Consider the following 19,818-nt stretch of genomic DNA (forward strand, 5'->3'; position numbering starts at 1 on the left):
TCCGTCGAAAATCCGCAGCTTCAGCTCGTCCGCGTAGATGACCTCCAGCCGCCCGTCATCCTCGAAGTCGAACGTCGTCGACGTCGTCTTTCCCGAGCTGTACTCCTGGATGGGGAACGTCCACTTCACCGTCCCGTCCGCCCCGTACACCGTGTAGTTCCAGTCTCCCGCCAGGCCGATCTCCAGCTGCCCGTCCCCATCGAAGTCGCCAATGTTGGGCGCGCCACCGTGGCCCGCCTTGTCGTGCAGCGGCAGGTCCGTTCCCGTCAGGTGCACCTCGCGCGTCCACAGCAGCGCGCAGTTGTCGTCCAGCAGGCTCACCCGGCCGTGCGTCGCCTCCAGGCTCTTGCCCACCACGACGATCTCCCCGGCCGCGTCCCCATCGAAGTTGCCCACGGCGGCGAAGCCGTGCGGAATCTCCGTGTTGGCACACTTGAGCGTGCCATCGTGCCGGTACACGGAGCGGCCGTTGACCACCTCCTGCTTGCCGTCCTGGTCGAGATCCACCGCGAAGGACACCGGGCCGGTGAACAGCGCGCCGCCCATGCCGTCCGAGCCCACCCACTTCAGGACGCCCGTGTTGCTGTAGACGCGGTTGCCGTCGAGGATCTCCACGGCGCCGTCCCCATCCAGGTCCGCCAGCGAGGGGCCGCCCCACTCGTTGTAATCGTTCGCGTCCGGGGACGAGCGGAACTTGAAGGTGCCGTCGTTCTCGAAGCAGATGATGCCGCGGCCACTCTCGGGGATGCCGCAGATCTCCACGGCGCCGTCGCCGTCGATGTCACCCGCGGCGAGGCTCGCGGCCGGCTTCACGCGATAGGCCGGGTTCTCGACCGTCCACAGCTCCGCCCCGGTGCTGCCACTGACGGCGCGCAGCACGCCGTTGGCGTTGCCGTCGTAACCGTTCCGGTAGGCGGTGTTGTAGAAGTCGCCGTCGAAGGTGCTGAAGACGATGTCCGGAGTGCCATCCCGGTTCACGTCCACCACCACCGGCTGCATCATCACCTGCTTGTGCGTGGGGAGCACCGGGCTGCCCGTCCAGGCCCACTGCAGCTCGGGCTGGAAGTTGGCCGTGAACGGCGGCTTCACCTCGCACCGCTCCGCCAGATTGCCCGTGCCGCGAACGGTGGGCTGCTGCTGCGAGTCCGTGGTGTTGCACGCGCTCCCCGTGGCCAGCGCTACCAGCGCCACGAAGAACCGCCCACGTCCCTCACCCCTCCACCGCGCGAACCCCTGCGTGCCGCGCTTGAGCTTCATGTCTGCCTCTCTCCTTCTGCCTTCGGGTCTGGCCTGAATCACACCACCATCCAGACGACTTTGACGGTGCGGCCCCGGCTGGATCCCGAAGCGGAAACCGGAAGAACCGTGAATACCGACACATGCGGAATAGCACACTGTTCGGATTCATGTCCGTCAGAATTATCCATTCTGGATAGACAAACATGCTGCGAAGGAGTGCCAGACCCGACAGGGACGCAGAAAGGCAGACATCTGCCGACTCAATGATTCTCAGACAACAAGAAGACGAGACTCGCCGGAAAACAAAAAGCCCCAGGTTCCGGAGAACCCGAGGCCTTTGTCTGGGTGACACGGGCGAAGCCTACGCCGCCTTGGACGGCTCCGGGGACATGTAGTCCTCGATCGGCGGGCACGAGCACACCAGCTTGCGATCGCCCAGCACGTTGTTCAGCCGTCCCACCGACGGCCAGAACTTGTGATCGGCCACCCACGGCGCCGGGAAGGCCGCCTGCTCGCGCGAGTACGGACGGTTCCACTCTGGCGCCGTCATCACCCGCGCCGTGTGCGGCGCGTTCTTCAGGACGTTGTTGTCCCTCGGCGCCTTGCCCTCCTCCACCTCGCGGATCTCCCCACGGATGGCGATCAGCGCGTCGCACAGCCGATCGATCTCCGCCTTGGACTCGCTCTCCGTCGGCTCGATCATCAGAGTGCCCGCCACCGGGAACGACACCGTCGGCGCGTGGAAGCCGTAGTCCATCAACCGCTTGGCCACGTCCTCCACCTCGACACCCGCCGTCTTCTTCAGGTGCCGCAGGTCCACGATGCACTCGTGCGCCACCCGGCCCCGCTTGCCGCGGTAGAGCACCGGGTAGTGCTCCTGCAGCCGCTCGGCGATGTAGTTGGCGTTGAGGATGGCCAGCTTCGTCGCCTTCGTCAGGCCCTCGGCGCCCATCATCGCGATGTACATCCACGAGATGACCAGGATGCTCGCGCTGCCCCACGGCGCCGCGGACACCGCCCCGATGCCGTCGCTGCCGCCGGTCGCGATGACCGAGTGCCGCGGCAGGAACTTCACCAGGTGGCTCGCCACGCAGATGGGACCCATGCCCGGGCCGCCACCGCCGTGCGGGATGCAGAACGTCTTGTGCAGGTTGATGTGGCACACGTCCGCGCCAATGTTCGCCGGCGACGTCAGCCCCACCTGCGCGTTCAGGTTCGCGCCGTCCATGTACACCTGCCCGCCGCGCTCGTGCACGATGGCGCAGATGTCCTTGATCTCCTCCTCGAACACGCCGTGCGTGGACGGGTAGGTGACCATCAGGGCGGCCAGCTTCTCCTTGTGCTCATCCGCCTTGGCGCGCAGATCGCCCAGGTCGATGTTGCCGCTCTCGTCGCACTTGACGACCACCACCTGGTAGCCCGCCATCACCGCGGTGGCCGGGTTGGTGCCGTGCGCCGAGGACGGAATCAGGCACACGTTGCGGTGCCCCTGGCCCCGGTTCTGGTGGTACGCGCGGATGACCAGCAGGCCCGCGTACTCGCCCTGGCTGCCCGCGTTGGGCTGCAGCGACACGCCCGCGAACCCGGTGATGCTCGCCAGCATCTGCTCCAGCTGCTCGAAGAGCACCTTGTAGCCCGCCGCCTGCGAGCTCGGCGCGAACGGGTGCAGCTTGCCGAACTGCGGCCACGTCACCGGAATCATCTCCGCCGTGGCGTTGAGCTTCATGGTGCACGAGCCGAGCGGAATCATCGAGTGCGTGAGCGACAAGTCACGCGACTCGAGGCGGCGGATGTACCGCAGCATCTCCGTCTCGGAGTGGTAGCTGTTGAAGACCTGGTGCGTGAGGTACGGGCTGGTGCGGCGCAGGCCCTCGGGGATGGTGCTCTGCACGTCCTTGCCCAGCTCCTCGAGCGTGAAGCCCAGGGGCTTGCCCCCGGCGAACACGGAGAGGATGGCCTCCACGTCGGACGGACGGGTGGCCTCGTCGAGGCTCAGGCCGATGGCCCGCTCGTCGATGCGGCGGAAGTTCATCCCCTTGGCCTCGGCGGCCGAGAGCATTCCGCGGATGTGCGGCGGCGCCGTCTCCACCCGGAGGGTGTCGAAGACGTTCTCGTAGTTGGCGCCGTAGCCCAGCTTGCGCAGGCCGCGCGCCAGCAGCACCGTCAGGCCGTGCACGCGCTCGGCGATGGCCTTCAGGCCCCGGGGCCCGTGGTACACCGCGTACATGCTGGCCATGATGGCCAGCAGCACCTGCGCGGTGCAGATGTTGCTCGTGGCCTTCTCGCGGCGGATGTGCTGCTCACGCGTCTGCAGCGCCATGCGCAGCGCGCGCCGGCCCTGGGCGTCCTCGGACACGCCGATGATGCGGCCCGGCATGACGCGCGTGTACGCGTTCTTCGTGGCGAAGAAGGCCGCGTGCGGACCGCCGTACCCCATGGGCACGCCGAAGCGCTGGGCGCTGCCCACCGCCACGTCCGCGCCGAACTCGCCCGGCGGCGTCAGCATCGTCAGCGCCAGCAGATCCGTGGCCACGATGAACAGGCCGTTGGCCGCGTGCACCTTCTCGCCGAAGGCGCGGTAGTCGTGCACCACGCCGTCGGTGGCCGGGTACTGCACCAGCGCGCCGAAGTACTTCTTGGCGCCCAGGTCCACCGTGCGGTGGTCCCCCACCACCACCTCCACGCCCAGCGGCTGGGCGCGGGTGCGCACCACTTCGAGCGTCTGCGGGTGGCAGGTCTCGGAGACGAAGAAGGCGCCCCCGTTGTCGTCACCCTTGGTGTGCAGCGCCAGGGCCATGGCCTCGGCGGCCGCGGTGCCCTCGTCGAGCAGCGAGGCGTTGGCCACTTCCATCCCGGTGAGGTCCATCACCATCGTCTGGAAGTTGAGCAGCGCCTCCAGGCGGCCCTGGGCGATCTCCGCCTGGTAGGGCGTGTACTGGGTGTACCAGCCCGGGTTCTGCAGGATGTTGCGGAGGATGACGTGCGGGGTCTGGGTGTCGTAGTAGCCCATCCCGATGAAGGACCGGAGCAGCTGGTTCTTCGACGCGATGGCTTCCAGCACCGCGAGCGCGTCGTGCTCCGAGTGGGCCACCGCCATCTTCAGCGGCTCCTTCGAGCGGATGGCAGCGGGCACCGTCTGGTCGATGAGCTCGTCCAGCGAGCCCACGCCCACGGCCTTCAGCATCCCGTGCAGCTCCTTCTCATCCGGGCCGATGTGCCGGTCAGAGAACGATTCCTGGTATTTCCAGTTCAAGGACATAGTTCGAGCACTCGCAGTGCGGGTGTGACGAAAAGACCCAGGTAACACCCAGGCCTCTTGCGTTCATTCAGACCCGGGGGACTTCAGGAATTCTTGAGCAGGTCCCCGTACGCGGAGGCGTCCATGAGGCCGGCCAGCTCCTTGCTGTCCGAGGGCTCGAGCTCGATGATCCACCCCGCCCCGTAGGGGTCGTTGTTGATCGCCTGGGGGTCGTTGGTGAGGGCGTCGTTCACCTTCACCACCTTGCCGGAGAGCGGGGAGTAGAGCTCCGACACGGCCTTGGTGGACTCGATGGCGCCGAACTGCTTGCCGGCGGTGACGGTGGCGCCCACCTTGGGCAGATCCACGAACACCACGTCACCGAGCGCCTCCTGGGCGTGGGACGTGACGCCCACCACCACGCGGTTGCCCTCGATGCGGGCCCACTCATGCTCCTTCGTGTACTTCAGGTTCTGCGGAATGTTGCCGGCCATGTCCGTGCTCCTCGGGTAGGGCTGCTCAGGGCTGGGGACTGCGTCAGGACTTCTTCCAGAAGGGGGTCTTCACCACGACGGCGGACACCGGACGGCCGCGGACCTCCACGTCGAACGTCGAGCCCTCGGCCGCCAGCTCGGCGGGCACGTAGCCGATGCCGATGGGCTTCTTCACCGAGGGGCCCAGGGTGCCGCTGGTCACCTCGCCCACCCGCTGCCCGTCCTTGAGGATGGGGTAGCCGTGGCGGGGGATGCCGGCGCCGGTCAGCTCGAAGCCCACCAGCTTGCGCTTCACGCCCTCGGCCTTCTGCTTCGCCAGCACGTCGCGGCCGATGAAGCCGCCCGCCTTGTCCAGCTTGCAGATCCACCCCAGTCCGGCCTCCAGGGCCGTGTGGGTGTCGTCGATGTCGTTGCCGTAGAGCGCGTACTTCATCTCCGTGCGCAGGCTGTCGCGGGCGCCGAGGCCGCAGGGCTTCACGCCGTCCTGCTGGCCCTCCTCGAGGAGCGCCTCCCACAGCTTCTCCGCGTCGCCGGGCGCGCAGTACAGCTCGAAGCCGTCCTCGCCGGTGTAGCCCGTGCGCGAGATGAGGCACTGCACGCCGGCCACCGGGCCCTCGGTGAAGCGGTAGGTGCCCACCTTGGAGAGGTCCGCCGGGGTCATCCGCTGCACCAGCGCCACGGCCTTGGGGCCCTGCACGGCGATCTGCGCGAAGTCGTCGCTGCGGTCCACCGGCTTCACGCCCTGGGCGTGCGCCTGCATCCAGGCGAAGTCCTTGTCCTTGTTGGACGCGTTGACGACGATGAGGATCCGCTCGGCCGAGAAGCGGTAGGCCACCACGTCATCCACGAAGCCACCCTGCTCATTGAGCAGCCCGGCGTAGACGGCCTGCCCGTCCGCGCACTTGGAGAGATCGTTGGTGATGAGCCTGTTGGCCGTCTCGAGGGCGCCGGGGCCGGTGAACTCGATCTCGCCCATGTGCGAGACGTCGAAGAGACCGACGGCATTGCGAACGGCCTCGTGCTCGGCGATGACGGAGGTGTATTGCACCGGCATGTCCCAACCGGCGAAATCCACCATCCTGCCGCCCAGCCTGCGATGGGCCTCGTTGAGGGGCGTACGCCGGGACATGTTCTTCTCTCCTGAGGGGGGTGAAAAAACGGCGCGGACTATAACCGCGCACCTCCCTCAATCAAGGCTCTCGGGGACCCCCCTGAAGCGTTCTAGACTGCTCGCGTCATGAAGATTCGTAATCGTTTGAATCCGTCCAACCCCTGCTTCTCCTTCGAGTTCTTTCCGCCGAAGACGGACGAGGGCACGGCCAACCTGTTGAGGACGCTGGAGGACCTGGCGCCCCTGGAGCCGGGCTTCGTGTCCGTCACCTACGGCGCGGGCGGCAGCACCCGCGACAGGACGGTGGAGCTCGTCACCCGCATCAAGCGCGAGACGGGCATCGAGGCCATGGCCCACATCACCTGCGTGGGCCACACGCCCGGCGAGCTGCGCGAGGTGCTGCAGCGGCTGAAGGACGCGAAGCTGGAGAACGTGCTGGTGCTCCGGGGAGATCCGCCCCAGGGCCAGACGGCCTTCGAGCCCGCGCCCGGGGGTTTCCGTCATGCCTCCGAGTTGGTGCGCTTCATCCGGGAGGAGGATTTCAACTTCTGCCTGGGCGGGGCGTGCTATCCGGAGGGCCACGTGGAGACGGCCTCGCGCGACGACGACCTGCGTCATCTCAAGGAGAAGGTGGACGCGGGCCTGGACTTCGTCATCACCCAGCTCTTCTTCGACAACGCCTTCTACTTCGACTTCGTGGAGCGGGCGCGCCGTATGGGCATCAACGTCCCCATCGTCCCGGGAATCATGCCCATCACCAACTACGAGCAGGTGCAGCGCTTCACCCGCATGTGCGGGGCCACCGTGCCCATGCGCCTGGGGCTGCAGCTCGAGCGGGTGAAGGATCAGCCCGAGGCGCTGGTGCAGCTGGGGGTAGCGCACGCCACGGTGCAGTGCATGGAGTTGCTGTCGCGCGGCGTGCCCGGCATCCACTTCTACACGCTCAACAAGTCACCGGCGACGCGGATGATCGTGAGCGCCCTGAGGGCCCGGACATGAGTGGACCTGGATTGAACGTCCCGCGGAGCGATCCGCGGTGGCTGGCGCTTCGGAAGCTGCGCCCGCCCGCGTTCATGTTGATGAACGTGGGCATCATCACCATCGCCTACGCCCTGGCCATGGGGGCCGTGCTGAAGGGCTGGCTGCCGGTGCCGGCGGATTTCGCCACCGCCCTGCGGGGGCAGACCGAGTGGGAGGCTCCGCTCAAGATGCTCGGGTCCATCGTGGCCGGCTCGCTGAGCATCGTGGGTGCGTGGAGCGCCTTCAACCTGCGCAGGTGGGCGCTGGTGATCGTGGGCGCGATCGCCGCCATCACCCCGCTCACCCCCGTCTGCTTCCTGGGCTTCCCCTTCGCCCTGTGGGCAATGTGGGTCCTCAGCATGCCCGAGGTGCGCCAGCGCTTCACTTGAAGTCCACGAGAGTTCCCGGCAATCCCTTCACGGCGGGCTTTCACTCCCGGGCCGCCGGACCTATTCTGCGCGCGCAACCGTACTGCTCACCGGGAGCCGTTCCTTGCAGCACCACTACGCGGACATCAATGGAGTCACCCTGCACTATGTGACGTACGGTGCGGGAGAGCCGATCCTCTTCATCCATGGGTTCCCCGAGTACTGGGGGGTCTGGAAGAAGCAGCTCAACGAGCTGGGCAAGGATCACTTCGTGGTCGCCCTGGACATGCGCGGCTACAACCTCAGCTCCAAGCCCAAGGAGGTCGAGGCCTACCATATCAAGCACCTCGTGGAGGACATTCGAGGGCTGATCCAGCACCTGGGGCTGAAGAAGATCTCCATCGTCTGCCAGGACTGGGGCGCGCTGCTGGGCTGGAGCTTCCTGCTGCGCCACCCGGACCTGGTGCACCGGTTCGTCACGCTCAACATCACGCACCCCGCCCTGTTCGATCGCGAGCTGCGCGAGAACCCCCGCCAGCAGCTGGCGGCCCAGTACATGCTCGTCTTCCGCTCGCCGCAGGCCGAGCCGCAGATCATGGGCGACGACTTCGCCTGGCCCAAGCAGGCCGTCTTCAATGACGCCCGGGCCCACGGCGCCATCCTGTCGGAGGAGGACACCTCCGAGTGGATCGCCGCCTGGCGGCAGCCGGGCACCATCACCTGCATGCTCAACTACTACCGGGCGGCGAAGATGGGGCCCCCGGACGGCGAGGGCCACCCGGGCGGCAGCAACCTCCTGGAGGGGCTCAAGCCGGAGCAGTACGTGGTGCAGACGCCCGTCCTCCTCATCCACGGCGAGCAGGACACCTACCTGCTGCCGGACGGCCAGCGCGGCCTGAAGGAGCTCGTGCCCAACCTGACCATCCACCGCATCCCGGATGGGACGCACTGGATCGCCCTGGAGAAGCCGCGCGAGGTCAGCCAGCTCGTGCGCGACTTCGTCCGCTCGTAGCCCCGCCCCGATGAGGAGGAGGAGTTCCCGGTTGTGTTGACGAGGGAGGACCGCCGCGATCTCGGCTGGCTCGGCCTGTGGGTAGCCGTGTACGGCCTCGCGTTCGCGCCGGTGCTCCACGCCGTCTACGGGCATGGGGGAGCGTTCTCCTCCTCCGCGCCCACCGCCCGGGTCCACGTCTCCTCCCCTGCCCCGCACGACGAGCGCACACCGCACTCGCACGGCCCCGCGGGCAAGCACGGGGAGCACCCCCCCAAGTCCGCCGGTCACACGCACGGGACCGGCAGTGTCGAGCACCTCCAGGCGGTGGCGCTGCCCTCGCTCGCCCTGCCCCCGTTCCGGGTGTTCTGGGTCGACATCGGCGCCCGGCACCTGGGACAGGAGCGCGCCCAGCCGGGTGAGCCGCTCCGCCCGACCGCGATGCCCCAGGCCCCGTAGGAGACACCGACGTTCCACGCCGGTCCGTCTTCTTCGTCCCCCCTGCTCGCATCGAGGTCGTTCCCCCATGCCGTCTTCTCGCGCGGCCCCCGTGGCCGTGATCGCCGCATTTGTGTCCGCTGTTCCCGCTTCCGCCCAGGAGCCGGCTCCCCCCGACGCTCCCGTGCTCGCCACCCCGGCCGAGCCCACCCCACCGGAAGCGCCCTTGCTTCCCCCGCCTCCGAGCCCCCCGCCCGCCGAGCCCGAGCCGGAGGGCCTCTCGCCCCGGCCACCCGAGGAGTCCTCGCGCATGCGGACGACGGTGACGGCGCGGCGGCCCTTCACGGCGGCCTCGTCCACCACGGTGCGGGACCGGGACTTCCTGCTGCGCCCCCACCCACGCCCGGCGGACATCCTCCAGGGGGTGCCCGGCTTCTACGTCGTGCAGCACGCGGGCGGCGGCAAGGCCAACCAGTACTTCCTGCGCGGCTTCGATGCGGACCACGGCACGGACGTGGCCCTCTCCGTGGACGGCATCCCCGTCAACATGGTGAGCCATGGGCACGGCCAGGGCTACGCGGACCTCAACTGGGTCATCCCCGAGCTCATCGAGCGCGTGGAGGTGCGCAAGGGCCCCTCCTTCGCGCAGGACGGGGACTTCGCCACCGCGGGCGCGGTGAACCTGGTGACCCGCCGTGACTTCGAGTCGAGCCAGCTCACCGTGGGCGGCGGCTCGTTCGACACCTGGCGCGGGCTGTTCATCGCCGCCCCCGAGGTGGAGGGCTGGAGCCCCGTGGTGGCCGGGCAGGTGTATGGCACCCATGGCCCCTTCCTCAATCCCGAGAAGCTGCAGCGCTACAGCCTCTTCAGCCAGGTGACGCGCCACGTGTCCCCCACTTCCACGGTGGCGCTGTCACTCACCTCCTACGGAAGCGGCTGGAACGCGAGCGGCCAGATTCCCCTGCGCGAGGTGAACGCCGGCAGGCTGGACCGCTTCGCCACGCTGAATGGCGCCGAGGGCGGCAACTCGCAGCGGCACAGCGCCCAGGCCACCTGGCGCACCCTCACCCGTGACGGCGAGGTGAACGTCATGGCGTACGCCGTGCAGTACCGGCTCAACCTCTACTCCGACTTCACCTTCTTCAGCCGCGACCCGGTGAACGGGGACATGATCGAGCAGGACGACCGGCGCACGATGCTCGGCTTCCACGCCTCGTACCGCTTCCGGCGCCAGTGGGCCGGCATCGGCTTCGACACCACGCTCGGCACGCAACTGCGCAGCGACACCATCGAGAACGGGCTGAGCTACGACAAGGACCGCGAGCGGCTGGAGCGCGTGGTGGACGCCAGCATCCGCGAGGGCAGCCTCGGGCTGTACGCCCAGGAGGACATCACCTTCACCCCCTGGCTGCGCGCGGTGCTCGGCCTGCGCGCGGACTCCTTCGGCTTCGACGTGGAGGACCGTCTCGAGGACCTGGCCACGCCCGGCACGAAGAGCTCCGGGGTGGAGCAGGCCGCCCGTGTCTCCCCCAAGGCGAGCCTCGTCCTCTCCCCGCTCCCCAATACCGACGTGTACCTCAACTACGGCCACGGCTTTCACTCCAACGACGCGCGCGGCGTGGTGCGCCAGCCCGAGCCGGTGACACCGCTGACCCGGGCGCGAGGGTACGAGCTGGGCGCGCGCACGCGGCTCTTCGAGCGGCTGGACGTGGCGGGCTCGGTGTTCCGGCTCGACCTGGACAGCGAGCTCGTCTGGGTGGGCGACGAGGGCACCACCGAGGCCCGCGGCGCCACCCGGCGCGAGGGCGTGGAGGCCGAGGCGCGGCTCAAGGTGCTCCCGTGGCTCTTCGCGGACGCGGACATCACCGTCACGCGCGCCAACTACGTGCGCAACGCCGGCAACGGGGACGCGGTGGCGCTGGCGCCCACGCTCATCCTCTCGGGAGGCGTGTCCGCGCGGCACCCGGGGGGGCTCTACGGACGGCTCGGCGTGCTGCACCTGGGCGACCGCCCGGCCACCGAGGACCGCTTCCTCACCGCCGAGGGCTTCACCCGCGTGGACGCCACACTGGGCTACCGGGGCTCCTTCTACGAGGTGAACCTGAGCGTGCAGAACCTGCTCGATACGGCCTGGCGCGAGGCCCAGTTCGCCAACGTCTCGCGGCTGCCCTCCGAGACAGGCCCGGAGAGCTGCCCCGCGGGAACCCGGCCCTCGGGCGACGCGGACGCGTTCGAGGGGTGCGAGGATCTCCACTTCACCCCGGGCGCGCCCTTCAACGCCCAGGCGAGTGTGAGCTTCTTCTTCTGAGCAGGGAAGATCCGGCGCTAGTACCGGGCCTTCTTCTTCGGCGCGGGGGCGGGCGGGGCCACGAGTGTGGACTCGTCGCGCCCCAGGCGGGCCTGCAGCCAGTTCACGAGGTTCGCGGCCCGGTCCTGGTCGTCCGGCCATTCGTCCACGAGCTCGGCGCGAGAAGCCGAACGCGAAGGGAGCCAGCATCAGGGTGAGGCAGCCCAGGTTGGCGATACGCATGGCCCCATCCTAGCGCGCCACCCGGGAGAAGCCTCTTCGCTACCCCACCGGGCGAGCGAGCAGCCTCCCCAGACACTACAGCGTGGCCTTCGCCGCCTCGAGCGTGTTGCGCATCAACATGGCGATGGTCATGGGCCCCACGCCCCCCGGCACCGGCGTGATGAACGAGGCCCGCTCCTTCGCCTTCTCGAACTCCACGTCCCCCTTGAGCTTGCCGTCCGGCATCCGGTTCATGCCCACGTCGATCACCACCGCTCCGGGCTTGATCCACTCGCCCTTGATCAGCTCCGGCACGCCCACCGCGGCCACCAGGATGTCCGCGTTGGCCACCTCGGCCTCCAGGTTGCTCTTGCGGTGGCACACCGTCACCGTGGCGTCCGCCGCCAGCAGCATCAGCGCCATGGGCTTGCCCACGATGTTGCTGCGCCCCACCACCACCGCCCGCTTGCCGGCCGGGTCGTACCCGATCTCCTCCAGCAGCCGCATGATGCCGAACGGCGTGCACGGCCGCGGCGCCGGCTTGCCCACCGACAGCATGCCCGCGTTCATCGGGTGGAAGCCGTCCACGTCCTTCTCCGGCCTCACCGCCGAGATGATCCGCTCCGCGTCGATGTGCTTGGGCAGCGGCAACTGCACCAGCACGCCGTGCACCGCGGGATCCTTGTTCAGCTTGTCCACCAGCGACAGCAGCTCGTCCTGGGTGATCTTGTCGTCCGGGTGCAGCTCCCAGGAGTTGAAGCCCACCTCCTCCGCCGCCTTCTTCTTGCCGGTGACGTAGATCTTCGAGGCGGGATCCTCTCCCACCCGGACCACCGTCAGTCCCGGCACCAGGCCGCGCTCGGCCTTGAGCTTCTCCACCTCCGCCTTCACCTCCGCCCTCACCCGCGCCGCCACCGCTTTTCCGTCGATCAACTGGGCCATAGCGCGGCGGACTCTATGCGAAACTCCCCCCCGGCAAGGGAGTGTAGAGACCGTGGCACCTGGAAAAGTTCTCGGAGCGATGCTTGGACTGGCCCTGGGTCTGTTGATCGGCGGACCCCTGCCCATCGTCCTGCTCGTGCTCGCCGGGCTCCTGGTCGGCCACCAGGTGGACGAGCTGAACCTCCTGCCCTCCGGCAAGGCGGAGCCGGAGAAGAGCGGCAAGCCCGTCGACACCCGCTCGCCCCAGGAGCTCGCCGCCCAGGACCACTTCGCCCGCCACCTGTGCGCCCTCTTCATCGAGGTGGCCCGCGCCGATGGAGACGTGGTGCGCGACGAGGTGCGCGTGGTGCGCGAGTACTTCGAGCAGCGGCTCAAGTATGGCCCCGAGGCGCTCGGGCTCGTCCGCCGCTACCTCAAGGAGCACCTCGCCCGCCCTCCGTCCCTCGAGCACGCCACCGCCGCGTGCCGGGACGAGCTCCCCTCCTCCGAGCGCCTGCTGTTGCTGGACGCCCTCTATGGCCTCGCGCTCGTGGATGGCCACCTCCAGCGCGCCGAGCAGGACACGCTGCGCCGGGTGTCCCAGGGGCTCGGACTGTCCGAGGAGGAGTTCCGCTCCGTCACCGCGCGCCACTTCGGAGATGGACAGGTGCACTACGCCCGGCTCGGCCTCACCCCCGAGGCCAGTGACGCGGACGTGAAGCGCGCCTTCCGCCAGCTCGCCGCCACCCACCATCCGGATCGCGTCGCCCACCTCGGCAAGGGCGCCGTCGAGCAGGCCTCCCGCCGCTTCCAGGAGATCCGCGAGTCCTACGAGGAGATCCTCCGGCTGCGCGGGAAGTGAGCCACGTGGGCGCCGTTGCCCCCTTCGACGCTCAGGCCTGCTTCCCCCGCCCGGTCATGTCGAAGAAGGAGGCCACCACCATGTAGGGCGCCGGCTCTCCGTCGCGCTGCACGGGCTGGGCATTGACGAGCAGCCAGATCAGGGAGCCATCGGGCCGGTGGATGCCCATGATCACGTTCCGCACCGGCCTGCCCGTGCGCAGCGCCACCATCGCCGGGTGCTCCTCGCCGGGGAAGTCCGAGCCATCCTCGTGGATGGCCCGCCACCGGGGATCCATCGAGGTGCGGCCCGACAGCTGGTCCACGGACAGGCCGAGGATGTGCTCGGCGCTCGCATTGGCGGTGATGATGTTGCCCTCGTTGTCCTGCACGACGATGCCCTCCCAGAGCGCGGCGAGGATGGTGCGGCACAGGGACTCCCCCTCCATGAGCGCCAGCGCCTCGGCGGCCGCGGCCTTCTGCTGTCCGGGCCACGCGGGGGTCTGGCTCCGGGCGTCCACCCCCTCCTCCTCCACCCGGCGCGGCAGCTCCACCGTGAAGGTCGCGCCCTTGCCCGGCTCGCTTCGCACGCGGATGTGGCCGCCCAACCGGGCCACGAGCTGCTGGCTGATCCACAGCCCGAGCCCCAGGCCGCCATAGTGGCGCTCGGAGACGGCCCGCTCGAAGCGCCCGAAGATGCGGGCCTGGTCCTCGGGGGTGATGCCGATGCCCTCGTCCCGCACGCTCACGCACACCCAGTCCCCCGGCAGGGCCCAGGCGCGGAGCTCGATGGGCCGGCCCTTGCCATACTTCGCCGCGTTGGACAGCAGGTTGGTCAGCACCTGCTCCAACCGCGAGCGATCCCAGTACCCCGATAGGGGGGACTCCAGCGCCAGCGACACGCGACAGCCCGCCTGCTCCAGCTCGGGCCGCAGGCGCCCCACCACCTCCTTCACCAGGGCCGGGAGGTCCATCTCCTGGCACACCAGGGCCAGGCGCCCGGAGGTGAGCCGTCCCACGTCCAGGAGATCATTCACCAGCCGCCCCAACCGCTCGCCCTGCCGCTGGCAGTTGGTGATCCACTTCGACAGGCGCTCGCGCTGGCCCAGGGCCTCGGCCTGGCGGGAGAGGTTCTGCAGCCCGAGCTTCAACGCGGTGAGGGGCGTGCGCAGCTCGTGCCCGGCGATGCCGAGGAACTCGTCGCGCAGGGCCACGGCCTGGCGGGCCTCGTGGTAGAGCCGCGCGTTGTCGAGGGCGGTGGCCGCATGGGCGGCGAACTCCCGGGCGAAGGTGCAGTCGTCCTGGGTGTAGACGCGATCCGGCGAGCCGAGCACCAGCACGTTGGTGACACGCTGGTGCGAGGAGATGGGGACGAGCATGACGGAGCGCAGGGCGAGCCGCTGGCGCACGTGCCACCACTCCGGACCCTCGTTGCCTTCCCAGAAGCCCGGCTCTTCCGTCTCAGGGATGCTCCGGGGCAGTCCCGTGCGGATGACGTCATGGAGGGGATGCGTCTGGGAGGCGTGGAAGTGCTGGAAGGCCCGGGCGAGCAGCGGCTCGAGCGCGGGCTCCGCGTGCGCCATGGACAGCACGCCGAGGGAGCCCTCCTCCCGGGAGCCGAGGAGGACGGCCATGCTGGCGAGCCCGGGAACGCACAGCCGGACGAGCATCTGGAACGTCTGCTCCGGCTCCAACGAGGAGGCCAGGGCCGCGCTGCTGTCCGCCAGGAAGCGCTGGGCCTGCATGGCGCGCGTGCGCGAGGTGATGTCGAGGAAGCTGGCGATGGCGCCGCGGGGCTGGTGTGCTTCATCGAGGAGCGGGGCCGCGGACGCGAGCAGCGAGGTGTGCCGCCGTCCCCGCACCTCGAGCTCGAGCTCCATGCAGGACACCTTCTCGCCGGTGGCGGCCGCCCGCTGCAGGGGCATCTCCTCGGGCCGCAGCTCCCGGCCCTCCCGCAGGACGCGCACGCCCTGGATGCGCTCGGACTCGGGCGCGCTGAGCGACACGTTGGTCTCCAGGGGGACCTCCAGCAGGCGCGCGAACCAGGCATTCTGCTGGACGTGCTGGCACAGGGGCTCCCTCGCGATGCCGACGCCCACGGGAAGGAGCTCCAGCAGGGTCTGGAGCTCGTCCTTCTGGCGCCGCAGCTCGAGGGAGAGTGCGTCGGCGCGCCGCTCCGCTTGCTGGAGGCGCTGCTCCAGCTCGCGAAGCCGGTCCGTCTCGAGGGCCCCCTCCGGCCGGGAGGCTCGCGCGAACGGACGCGAGCGGCAGGCGGAGCGGAGCCGGTACGTCTCGCACCGCACCGACAGGACATGGCCCCGCGAGTCGAAGACGGGCTCCAGGTGGGCCCGGAAGAGCGTGGATCCCTGGGGCCCGGACTCTTCCTGGGGAGGGAACTCGAACTCGAACCACCGGCCTTCCTCGCGCTGGAAGGCCAGCTCCATCTCTTCACGCCAATGCCGGACGAGCCGCGGGGGCATGCCGAGCTCCGCGTTCGTCCTTCCGATGAAGGAGGCGGCGGGCAGCCCGGTGACTTCCTCCACCCCGCGGTTCACATAGAGGTGGCGCAGCTCGCGGTCGAAGTGGGCCACGATGAGGGGGGACACGCCCTGGATGACCGAGCCCTCCGGCGGGGGCTCCACCATCCGCCCCCGGAGGAACCGGGTGCGTCCCAGGCGCTCCTGCTCCAACGAGAGCGCCATCCAGCGGGTGCGGCCATCCGCCGAGCGGGCACGGCAGCGCTCCTGGATCCGCGCGCCCCGGGCGGCGGCCCGGCATCCGGCGAGGAAGAGCTCCCGGTCGGGCGCGAACACCGTGCCGGAGAGGAAGCGCTCCTCCCCCAACCACTGCTCGCGAGGGAAGCCGAGGTTCCGGGCCTGCTCGTTCACCGACAGGCAGCGCAGGGTGCGCGCATCCGCCTCCCACTGGATGCTCCCGTCTCCTGCGAGCGGGCCTTGCCGGGCGTAGCGGGTCAGCATGAACGACTCCCCCTGTTCCTTGAAGAAACCGGGCGCTTCCGCCCCCTAGTCCCCCCTCTGCCCTCCCCCGTGGCGCCTCGGAGGCCGGAGCACCCGAGGCAGCGCCTTGCCCGCAGGGTAGATGAGGAATACCGCCGTCACCAGGGGGCCGGGCCGTTTGAGCACGAACATCACACGCTCTCCGTCGAACACCCGGGAGGGGTGCCACTTGTAGGTCCAAGCGCTCCACTCCAGTCTCGAGCACGAAGCGAGAAGAACGATGCCACAGTGGATTCAGGCCGGCCTGTGGGGAGGACTCGCGGGCAGTGCCCTGCTGCTGGGCGCGACGGAGGACTCGAGCAGTGGCCTGGCCATCGCCGTGGGGGCCCTGCTCGATGGCATCCCCGAGTCCATCGTCATCGGCGTGAGCCTCCTGTCGGGCAGTGGATCCGTGAGCCTCGTGGCGGTGGCCGCCGTCTTCCTCTCCAACGTGCCCGAGGGCCTCTCCTCCGCCTCCGGCATGAAGAAGTCGGGCCGCTCGAAGGGGTACGTCTTCGGCGTCTGGGGCGGCATCGCGCTCGTCTCCGCGCTGGCGTCCCTGCTGGGCTATGTCGTCTTCCGCGACGTCGCTCCGGGAATCATCGCGGGCACCATGGCCGTGGCGGCGGGTGCCATCCTCGCCATGATCGCCGACACGATGATTCCGGAGGCCGTCGAGGGAAGTCACAACCTCACCGGCCTCATCACCGTGCTCGGCTTCCTGGCCGCGTTCCTCCTCGGCCGCGCGGGGGGCTGAAGCGTCAGCGCGCCGCGTGGAGCGCCTGCTCGAGGTCCCCGAGGATGTCCTCGAGCGCCTCCAGGCCGACGGAGTAGCGCAGCAGTCCATCGCCGATGCCTCGCTGCAGTCGGATCTCCCGGGGCATGGCCGCGTGCGACATCAGGGCCGGGTACGACAGGATGCTCTCCACCGCGCCCAGGCTGACCGCCACCAGGGGAAGGGTGACGTGCTCGAGCACCTTCCGTGCGCGCGCTCCCGAGCCGACATCGAAGGACACGATGGCCCCGTATCCCTGGGACTGACGCTCGTGGATGGCGCGCCCGGGATGCTCCGGCAGTCCGGGGTAGTACACCCGCGTCACCGAGGGCTGCCGCGTCAGCCAGTCCGCCAGCTGTCGTGCGCTGCGCTCGGCGCACTCCATGCGGGCCAGGAGCGTCTTCATCCCGCGCATCAGCAGCCAGGAGTCCTGCACGCCCAGCACGCTGCCCAGGCCGTTCTGCAGGTGCTTGAGCTTGTGGCCCAGCCGCTCGTTGGACACCACCGCGAGCCCGGCCAGCACGTCGCTGTGGCCCCCGAGGAACTTGGTCGCGCTGTGCACCACGATGTCGATGCCCAGCTCGATGGGGCGCTGGAGGCACGGCGTCATGAAGGTGTTGTCCAGCATCGTCAGCAGGCCGTGCTTCCGGGCCCACTCCGCCACCGCGGCGATGCCGGTGATCTTCAGCGTCGGGTTGGATGGCGTCTCCAGGAACACCGCCCGCGTGTTCGGCCTGCGCGCGGCCTCGAGCCTGTCCAGGTCCGTCGCGTCGACGAAGGTCGTCTCGATGCCCATCCGTCCGAGGATCGTCGTCAGCAGCCGGTACGTGCCGCCATACACGTCCTCGGAGCAGATGACGTGGTCCCCGTTGGACAGCAGCATGAAGGCGGTGGAGATCGCCGCCATCCCCGAGGAGAAGGCGAAGCCCCGCGCACCCCCCTCGAGCTGGGCGATGGTGTCCTCGAGCGCCTGGCGCGTCGGGTTCCCCGAGCGCGTGTAGTCATGCTCCGGGGGATTCTCGAGCGAGGCGTGGTGGAAGGTGGACGCCTGGTAGATGGGAACGCTGGAGGCACCGGTGCGCGCGTCCGTCCCCGAGACGGTGCGGACGACCCGCGTGGCCAGCCTCCGGCCGGTGCCGGTGGTACAGGGACGCTCCTTGGGATGAATCATGACGCTTGAACCTCCTTCCGGGCGGCCTCGAAGGCCTGCCACAGATCGGCGATGAGATCGTCCACGTGCTCGATGCCCACCGAGTACCGGAGCAGCCGCTCGTCCACGCCCACCCGGCGGCGCATCTCCTCCGGGATATCCGCATGCGTCTGCACCGTGGGGTACGTCATCAGGGACTCCACCCCGCCGAGGCTCTCCGCGAAGGCGATGAGCTGGACGTGACGCAGCACGGGCTCCACGAGACGCGCGTCCTTCAGCTTGAAGGAGAAGATGCCCGTGTTCCCCGAGGCCTGCCGCTTCTGCAAGGCATGGCCCGGGTGGCTCTCCAGGCCCGGGTGGTAGACCTGCTCGACGAGCGGATGCGCCGCCAGCCAGTGGGCGATGCGCAGCGCGTTCGCCTGATGGCGCTCCATGCGCAGCGCCAGCGTCTTCATCCCGCGCATGAGCAGCCAGCTGTCCTGCGGCCCCAGCACGGCGCCCATGGAGTTGTGCAGGAACGCCACCTGCTCGGACAGCGCCTTGACCCGCGTCACCACCAGGCCCGCCAGCACGTCGTTGTGTCCGCCCAGGTACTTGGAGGCACTGTGCACGACGATGTCCGCGCCCAGCTCGATGGGCCGCTGGAAGAACGGCGTCATCAGCGTGTTGTCCACGATGGAGATCAACTCGCGGGCCCGGGCCCAGCGGCACACGCGCTCGATGTCGGTGATCTTCATCAGCGGGTTGGTGGGCGTCTCCAGCAGCACCGCCTTCGTCACACCGGGCCGGAACGCGGACTCGAGCGCGTCCAGGTCATGGGTGTCCACGTAGGTCGCGGAGATGCCGTACCGGGAGAGCACCTTCTCCAGCAGCCGGTACGTACCGCCATACAAGTCCAGCGACACGAGCAGGTGCGCCCCCTGGCCGAACAGGGAGAAGACGAGCTGGAGCGCCGCCATGCCCGAGCTGCACGCGAAGCCGGCGTCACCCGACTCGAGCCGGGCGATGGCCTCCTCCAGGACGGCCCGCGTGGGGCTCTTCGTGCGCGCGTAGTCGAACCCCGTGCTCTGCCCCAGGCGCGGATGCCGGAAGGCGGTGGCGTGATGAACGGGAAAACTGACCGCGCCCGTCACGGAGTCGGAAACGGATCCAATCTGTGCCAGCAGGCTTTCGAGCTTCATGTTCATCTCCTTCCCCGCACGTTCTGGGCGAGGCGCAGGATGTCGGCCAACACACCGGCGGCGGTGACATCACCGCCCGCGCCGGCTCCGCGGACGATGAGGGGGAACTCGCGGTAGCGCTCGGTGAAGAAGGACACCATCGCCTCCGCGCCCTTCAACCCGGTGGCCGGGTGCGCTGCGTCCACCGCCACCGGGCCCACCTTCACGCGGGGACCTCCGGGCGCGTTGGGAAGTATCTGGGCGAGGTAGCGCAGGCTCCTGCCCGCCGCGCGGTAGCGGGACACCTGGGCGCTCACGTCCGCGTCCAGCGAGCCCAGCGTGCGCAGGAAGGTCTCCGGATCCTCCTCCCGCAGGTGCTCGGGTGGGACGAGCGGCTCCACGGCAACGTCCTCCAGCTCGAGCTCCAGCCCTAGTGGACTGTCCGACAAGTTTTTCAACATAGTCGAGACCACAGGGTAGGTTGGGTGGAGGAAGAGACCGGATAAGTTGGGTGGATGAGGAGACGACCGCCGCATCTCCTCCACCTTTCGCCTGGGGAAGTGGCCTA

The 19,818-nt window shown here is 69.2% G+C and carries 17 protein-coding genes; 7 read left to right on the top strand and 10 right to left on the bottom strand.

Annotated elements, in window-relative coordinates:
• The 4 genes from VFZ09_RS32340 to gcvT form a co-directional block, all read right to left on the bottom strand.
• The coding region (locus VFZ09_RS32340; RefSeq protein ID WP_329731578.1) for an FG-GAP repeat domain-containing protein at positions 1–1,257 on the bottom strand (1,257 nt) is incomplete at its 3' end.
• Positions 1,258–1,600: 343 nt separating this feature from the next.
• Positions 1,601–4,498, bottom strand: a complete 2,898-nt coding sequence (gene gcvP, locus VFZ09_RS32345; protein ID WP_329731579.1) for an aminomethyl-transferring glycine dehydrogenase — start codon at positions 4,496–4,498, stop codon at positions 1,601–1,603.
• An 83-nt stretch (positions 4,499–4,581) separates the two neighbouring features.
• Positions 4,582–4,971: a glycine cleavage system protein GcvH gene (gcvH, locus tag VFZ09_RS32350; protein WP_329731580.1), complete on the bottom strand. Its 390-nt coding sequence runs from the start codon at positions 4,969–4,971 to the stop codon at positions 4,582–4,584.
• A 43-nt stretch (positions 4,972–5,014) separates the two neighbouring features.
• Positions 5,015–6,100 carry a glycine cleavage system aminomethyltransferase GcvT gene (gcvT, locus tag VFZ09_RS32355; RefSeq protein WP_329731581.1) on the bottom strand — a complete coding sequence of 362 codons (1,086 nt, stop codon included), beginning with the start codon at positions 6,098–6,100 and terminating at the stop codon, positions 5,015–5,017.
• 108 nt (positions 6,101–6,208) lie between these two features.
• On the opposite strand from gcvT, the gene metF reads away from it, so the two are divergent.
• From metF to VFZ09_RS32380, 5 genes are all read left to right on the top strand, one after another.
• Positions 6,209–7,081: a methylenetetrahydrofolate reductase [NAD(P)H] gene (gene metF, locus VFZ09_RS32360; protein WP_329731582.1), complete on the top strand. Its 873-nt coding sequence runs from the start codon at positions 6,209–6,211 to the stop codon at positions 7,079–7,081.
• Positions 7,078–7,491: a hypothetical protein gene (locus VFZ09_RS32365; protein WP_329731583.1), complete on the top strand. Its 414-nt coding sequence runs from the start codon at positions 7,078–7,080 to the stop codon at positions 7,489–7,491. Before metF ends, VFZ09_RS32365 begins: the two co-directional genes overlap by 4 nt.
• A gap of 103 nt (positions 7,492–7,594) precedes the next feature.
• Positions 7,595–8,482, top strand: coding sequence for an alpha/beta hydrolase (locus VFZ09_RS32370; protein ID WP_329731584.1), 888 nt, complete (start codon positions 7,595–7,597; stop codon positions 8,480–8,482).
• Positions 8,483–8,515: 33 nt separating this feature from the next.
• Positions 8,516–8,920 carry a hypothetical protein gene (locus tag VFZ09_RS32375; RefSeq protein ID WP_329731585.1) on the top strand — a complete coding sequence of 135 codons (405 nt, stop codon included), beginning with the start codon at positions 8,516–8,518 and terminating at the stop codon, positions 8,918–8,920.
• A 67-nt stretch (positions 8,921–8,987) separates the two neighbouring features.
• Complete coding sequence (locus VFZ09_RS32380; RefSeq protein ID WP_329731586.1) at positions 8,988–11,207, top strand: TonB-dependent receptor; 2,220 nt, start codon at positions 8,988–8,990, stop codon at positions 11,205–11,207.
• A gap of 17 nt (positions 11,208–11,224) precedes the next feature.
• Here the strand turns inward: VFZ09_RS32380 and VFZ09_RS32385 are convergent, their stop codons facing one another.
• Both VFZ09_RS32385 and folD read right to left on the bottom strand, forming a co-directional pair.
• Entirely contained in the window at positions 11,225–11,356 is a 132-nt protein-coding gene (locus tag VFZ09_RS32385; RefSeq protein ID WP_329731587.1) for a hypothetical protein, read from the bottom strand.
• Positions 11,357–11,504: 148 nt separating this feature from the next.
• A complete protein-coding gene (gene folD, locus VFZ09_RS32390; RefSeq protein ID WP_329731588.1) occupies positions 11,505–12,350 on the bottom strand; it encodes a bifunctional methylenetetrahydrofolate dehydrogenase/methenyltetrahydrofolate cyclohydrolase FolD in 846 nt (281 codons plus the stop codon).
• Between the two features lie 79 nt (positions 12,351–12,429).
• On the opposite strand from folD, the gene VFZ09_RS32395 reads away from it, so the two are divergent.
• Entirely contained in the window at positions 12,430–13,191 is a 762-nt protein-coding gene (locus tag VFZ09_RS32395; protein ID WP_329731589.1) for a TerB family tellurite resistance protein, read from the top strand.
• A gap of 31 nt (positions 13,192–13,222) precedes the next feature.
• Here VFZ09_RS32395 and VFZ09_RS32400 read toward each other — a convergent pair whose 3' ends face one another.
• Positions 13,223–16,147, bottom strand: coding sequence for an ATP-binding protein (locus VFZ09_RS32400; RefSeq protein WP_329731590.1), 2,925 nt, complete (start codon positions 16,145–16,147; stop codon positions 13,223–13,225).
• A 259-nt stretch (positions 16,148–16,406) separates the two neighbouring features.
• Here VFZ09_RS32400 and VFZ09_RS32405 point away from each other — a divergent pair, with 259 nt between their 5' ends.
• Positions 16,407–16,922: a hypothetical protein gene (locus VFZ09_RS32405; RefSeq protein WP_329731591.1), complete on the top strand. Its 516-nt coding sequence runs from the start codon at positions 16,407–16,409 to the stop codon at positions 16,920–16,922.
• A 4-nt stretch (positions 16,923–16,926) separates the two neighbouring features.
• Here VFZ09_RS32405 and VFZ09_RS32410 read toward each other — a convergent pair whose 3' ends face one another.
• From VFZ09_RS32410 to VFZ09_RS32420, 3 genes are read right to left on the bottom strand one after another with little or no spacing between them, the layout of a single operon-like run.
• Positions 16,927–18,111, bottom strand: a complete 1,185-nt coding sequence (locus tag VFZ09_RS32410; protein ID WP_329731592.1) for a trans-sulfuration enzyme family protein — start codon at positions 18,109–18,111, stop codon at positions 16,927–16,929.
• Positions 18,108–19,271 carry a trans-sulfuration enzyme family protein gene (locus VFZ09_RS32415; protein WP_329731593.1) on the bottom strand — a complete coding sequence of 388 codons (1,164 nt, stop codon included), beginning with the start codon at positions 19,269–19,271 and terminating at the stop codon, positions 18,108–18,110. Before VFZ09_RS32415 ends, VFZ09_RS32410 begins: the two co-directional genes overlap by 4 nt.
• Positions 19,272–19,273: 2 nt before the next feature.
• The gene (locus tag VFZ09_RS32420) at positions 19,274–19,786 is read right to left on the bottom strand and encodes a hypothetical protein (protein WP_329731594.1); all 513 of its coding nucleotides are present in this window, start codon (positions 19,784–19,786) and stop codon (positions 19,274–19,276) included.
• Between the last annotated feature and the right edge of the window lie 32 nt (positions 19,787–19,818).

The sequence above is a fragment of the Archangium sp. genome, from assembly GCF_036277355.1.
Taxonomy (GTDB): domain Bacteria; phylum Myxococcota; class Myxococcia; order Myxococcales; family Myxococcaceae; genus Archangium.

Excerpts from the sequence above, each read along its gene's own strand:
- gcvP (WP_329731579.1), bottom strand. The coding sequence starts at position 4,498 with ATGTCCTTGAACTGGAAATACCAGGAATCGTTCTCTGACCGGCACATC.
- gcvT (WP_329731581.1), bottom strand. The coding sequence starts at position 6,100 with ATGTCCCGGCGTACGCCCCTCAACGAGGCCCATCGCAGGCTGGGCGGC.
- folD (WP_329731588.1), bottom strand. The coding sequence starts at position 12,350 with ATGGCCCAGTTGATCGACGGAAAAGCGGTGGCGGCGCGGGTGAGGGCG.
- VFZ09_RS32400 (WP_329731590.1), bottom strand. The coding sequence starts at position 16,147 with ATGCTGACCCGCTACGCCCGGCAAGGCCCGCTCGCAGGAGACGGGAGC.
- gcvH (WP_329731580.1), bottom strand. The coding sequence starts at position 4,971 with ATGGCCGGCAACATTCCGCAGAACCTGAAGTACACGAAGGAGCATGAG.
- VFZ09_RS32415 (WP_329731593.1), bottom strand. The coding sequence starts at position 19,271 with ATGAAGCTCGAAAGCCTGCTGGCACAGATTGGATCCGTTTCCGACTCC.
- VFZ09_RS32365 (WP_329731583.1), top strand. The coding sequence starts at position 7,078 with ATGAGTGGACCTGGATTGAACGTCCCGCGGAGCGATCCGCGGTGGCTG.
- VFZ09_RS32420 (WP_329731594.1), bottom strand. The coding sequence starts at position 19,786 with ATGCGGCGGTCGTCTCCTCATCCACCCAACTTATCCGGTCTCTTCCTC.
- VFZ09_RS32380 (WP_329731586.1), top strand. The coding sequence starts at position 8,988 with ATGCCGTCTTCTCGCGCGGCCCCCGTGGCCGTGATCGCCGCATTTGTG.
- VFZ09_RS32395 (WP_329731589.1), top strand. The coding sequence starts at position 12,430 with ATGCTTGGACTGGCCCTGGGTCTGTTGATCGGCGGACCCCTGCCCATC.
- metF (WP_329731582.1), top strand. The coding sequence starts at position 6,209 with ATGAAGATTCGTAATCGTTTGAATCCGTCCAACCCCTGCTTCTCCTTC.
- VFZ09_RS32410 (WP_329731592.1), bottom strand. The coding sequence starts at position 18,111 with ATGATTCATCCCAAGGAGCGTCCCTGTACCACCGGCACCGGCCGGAGG.
- VFZ09_RS32405 (WP_329731591.1), top strand. The coding sequence starts at position 16,407 with ATGCCACAGTGGATTCAGGCCGGCCTGTGGGGAGGACTCGCGGGCAGT.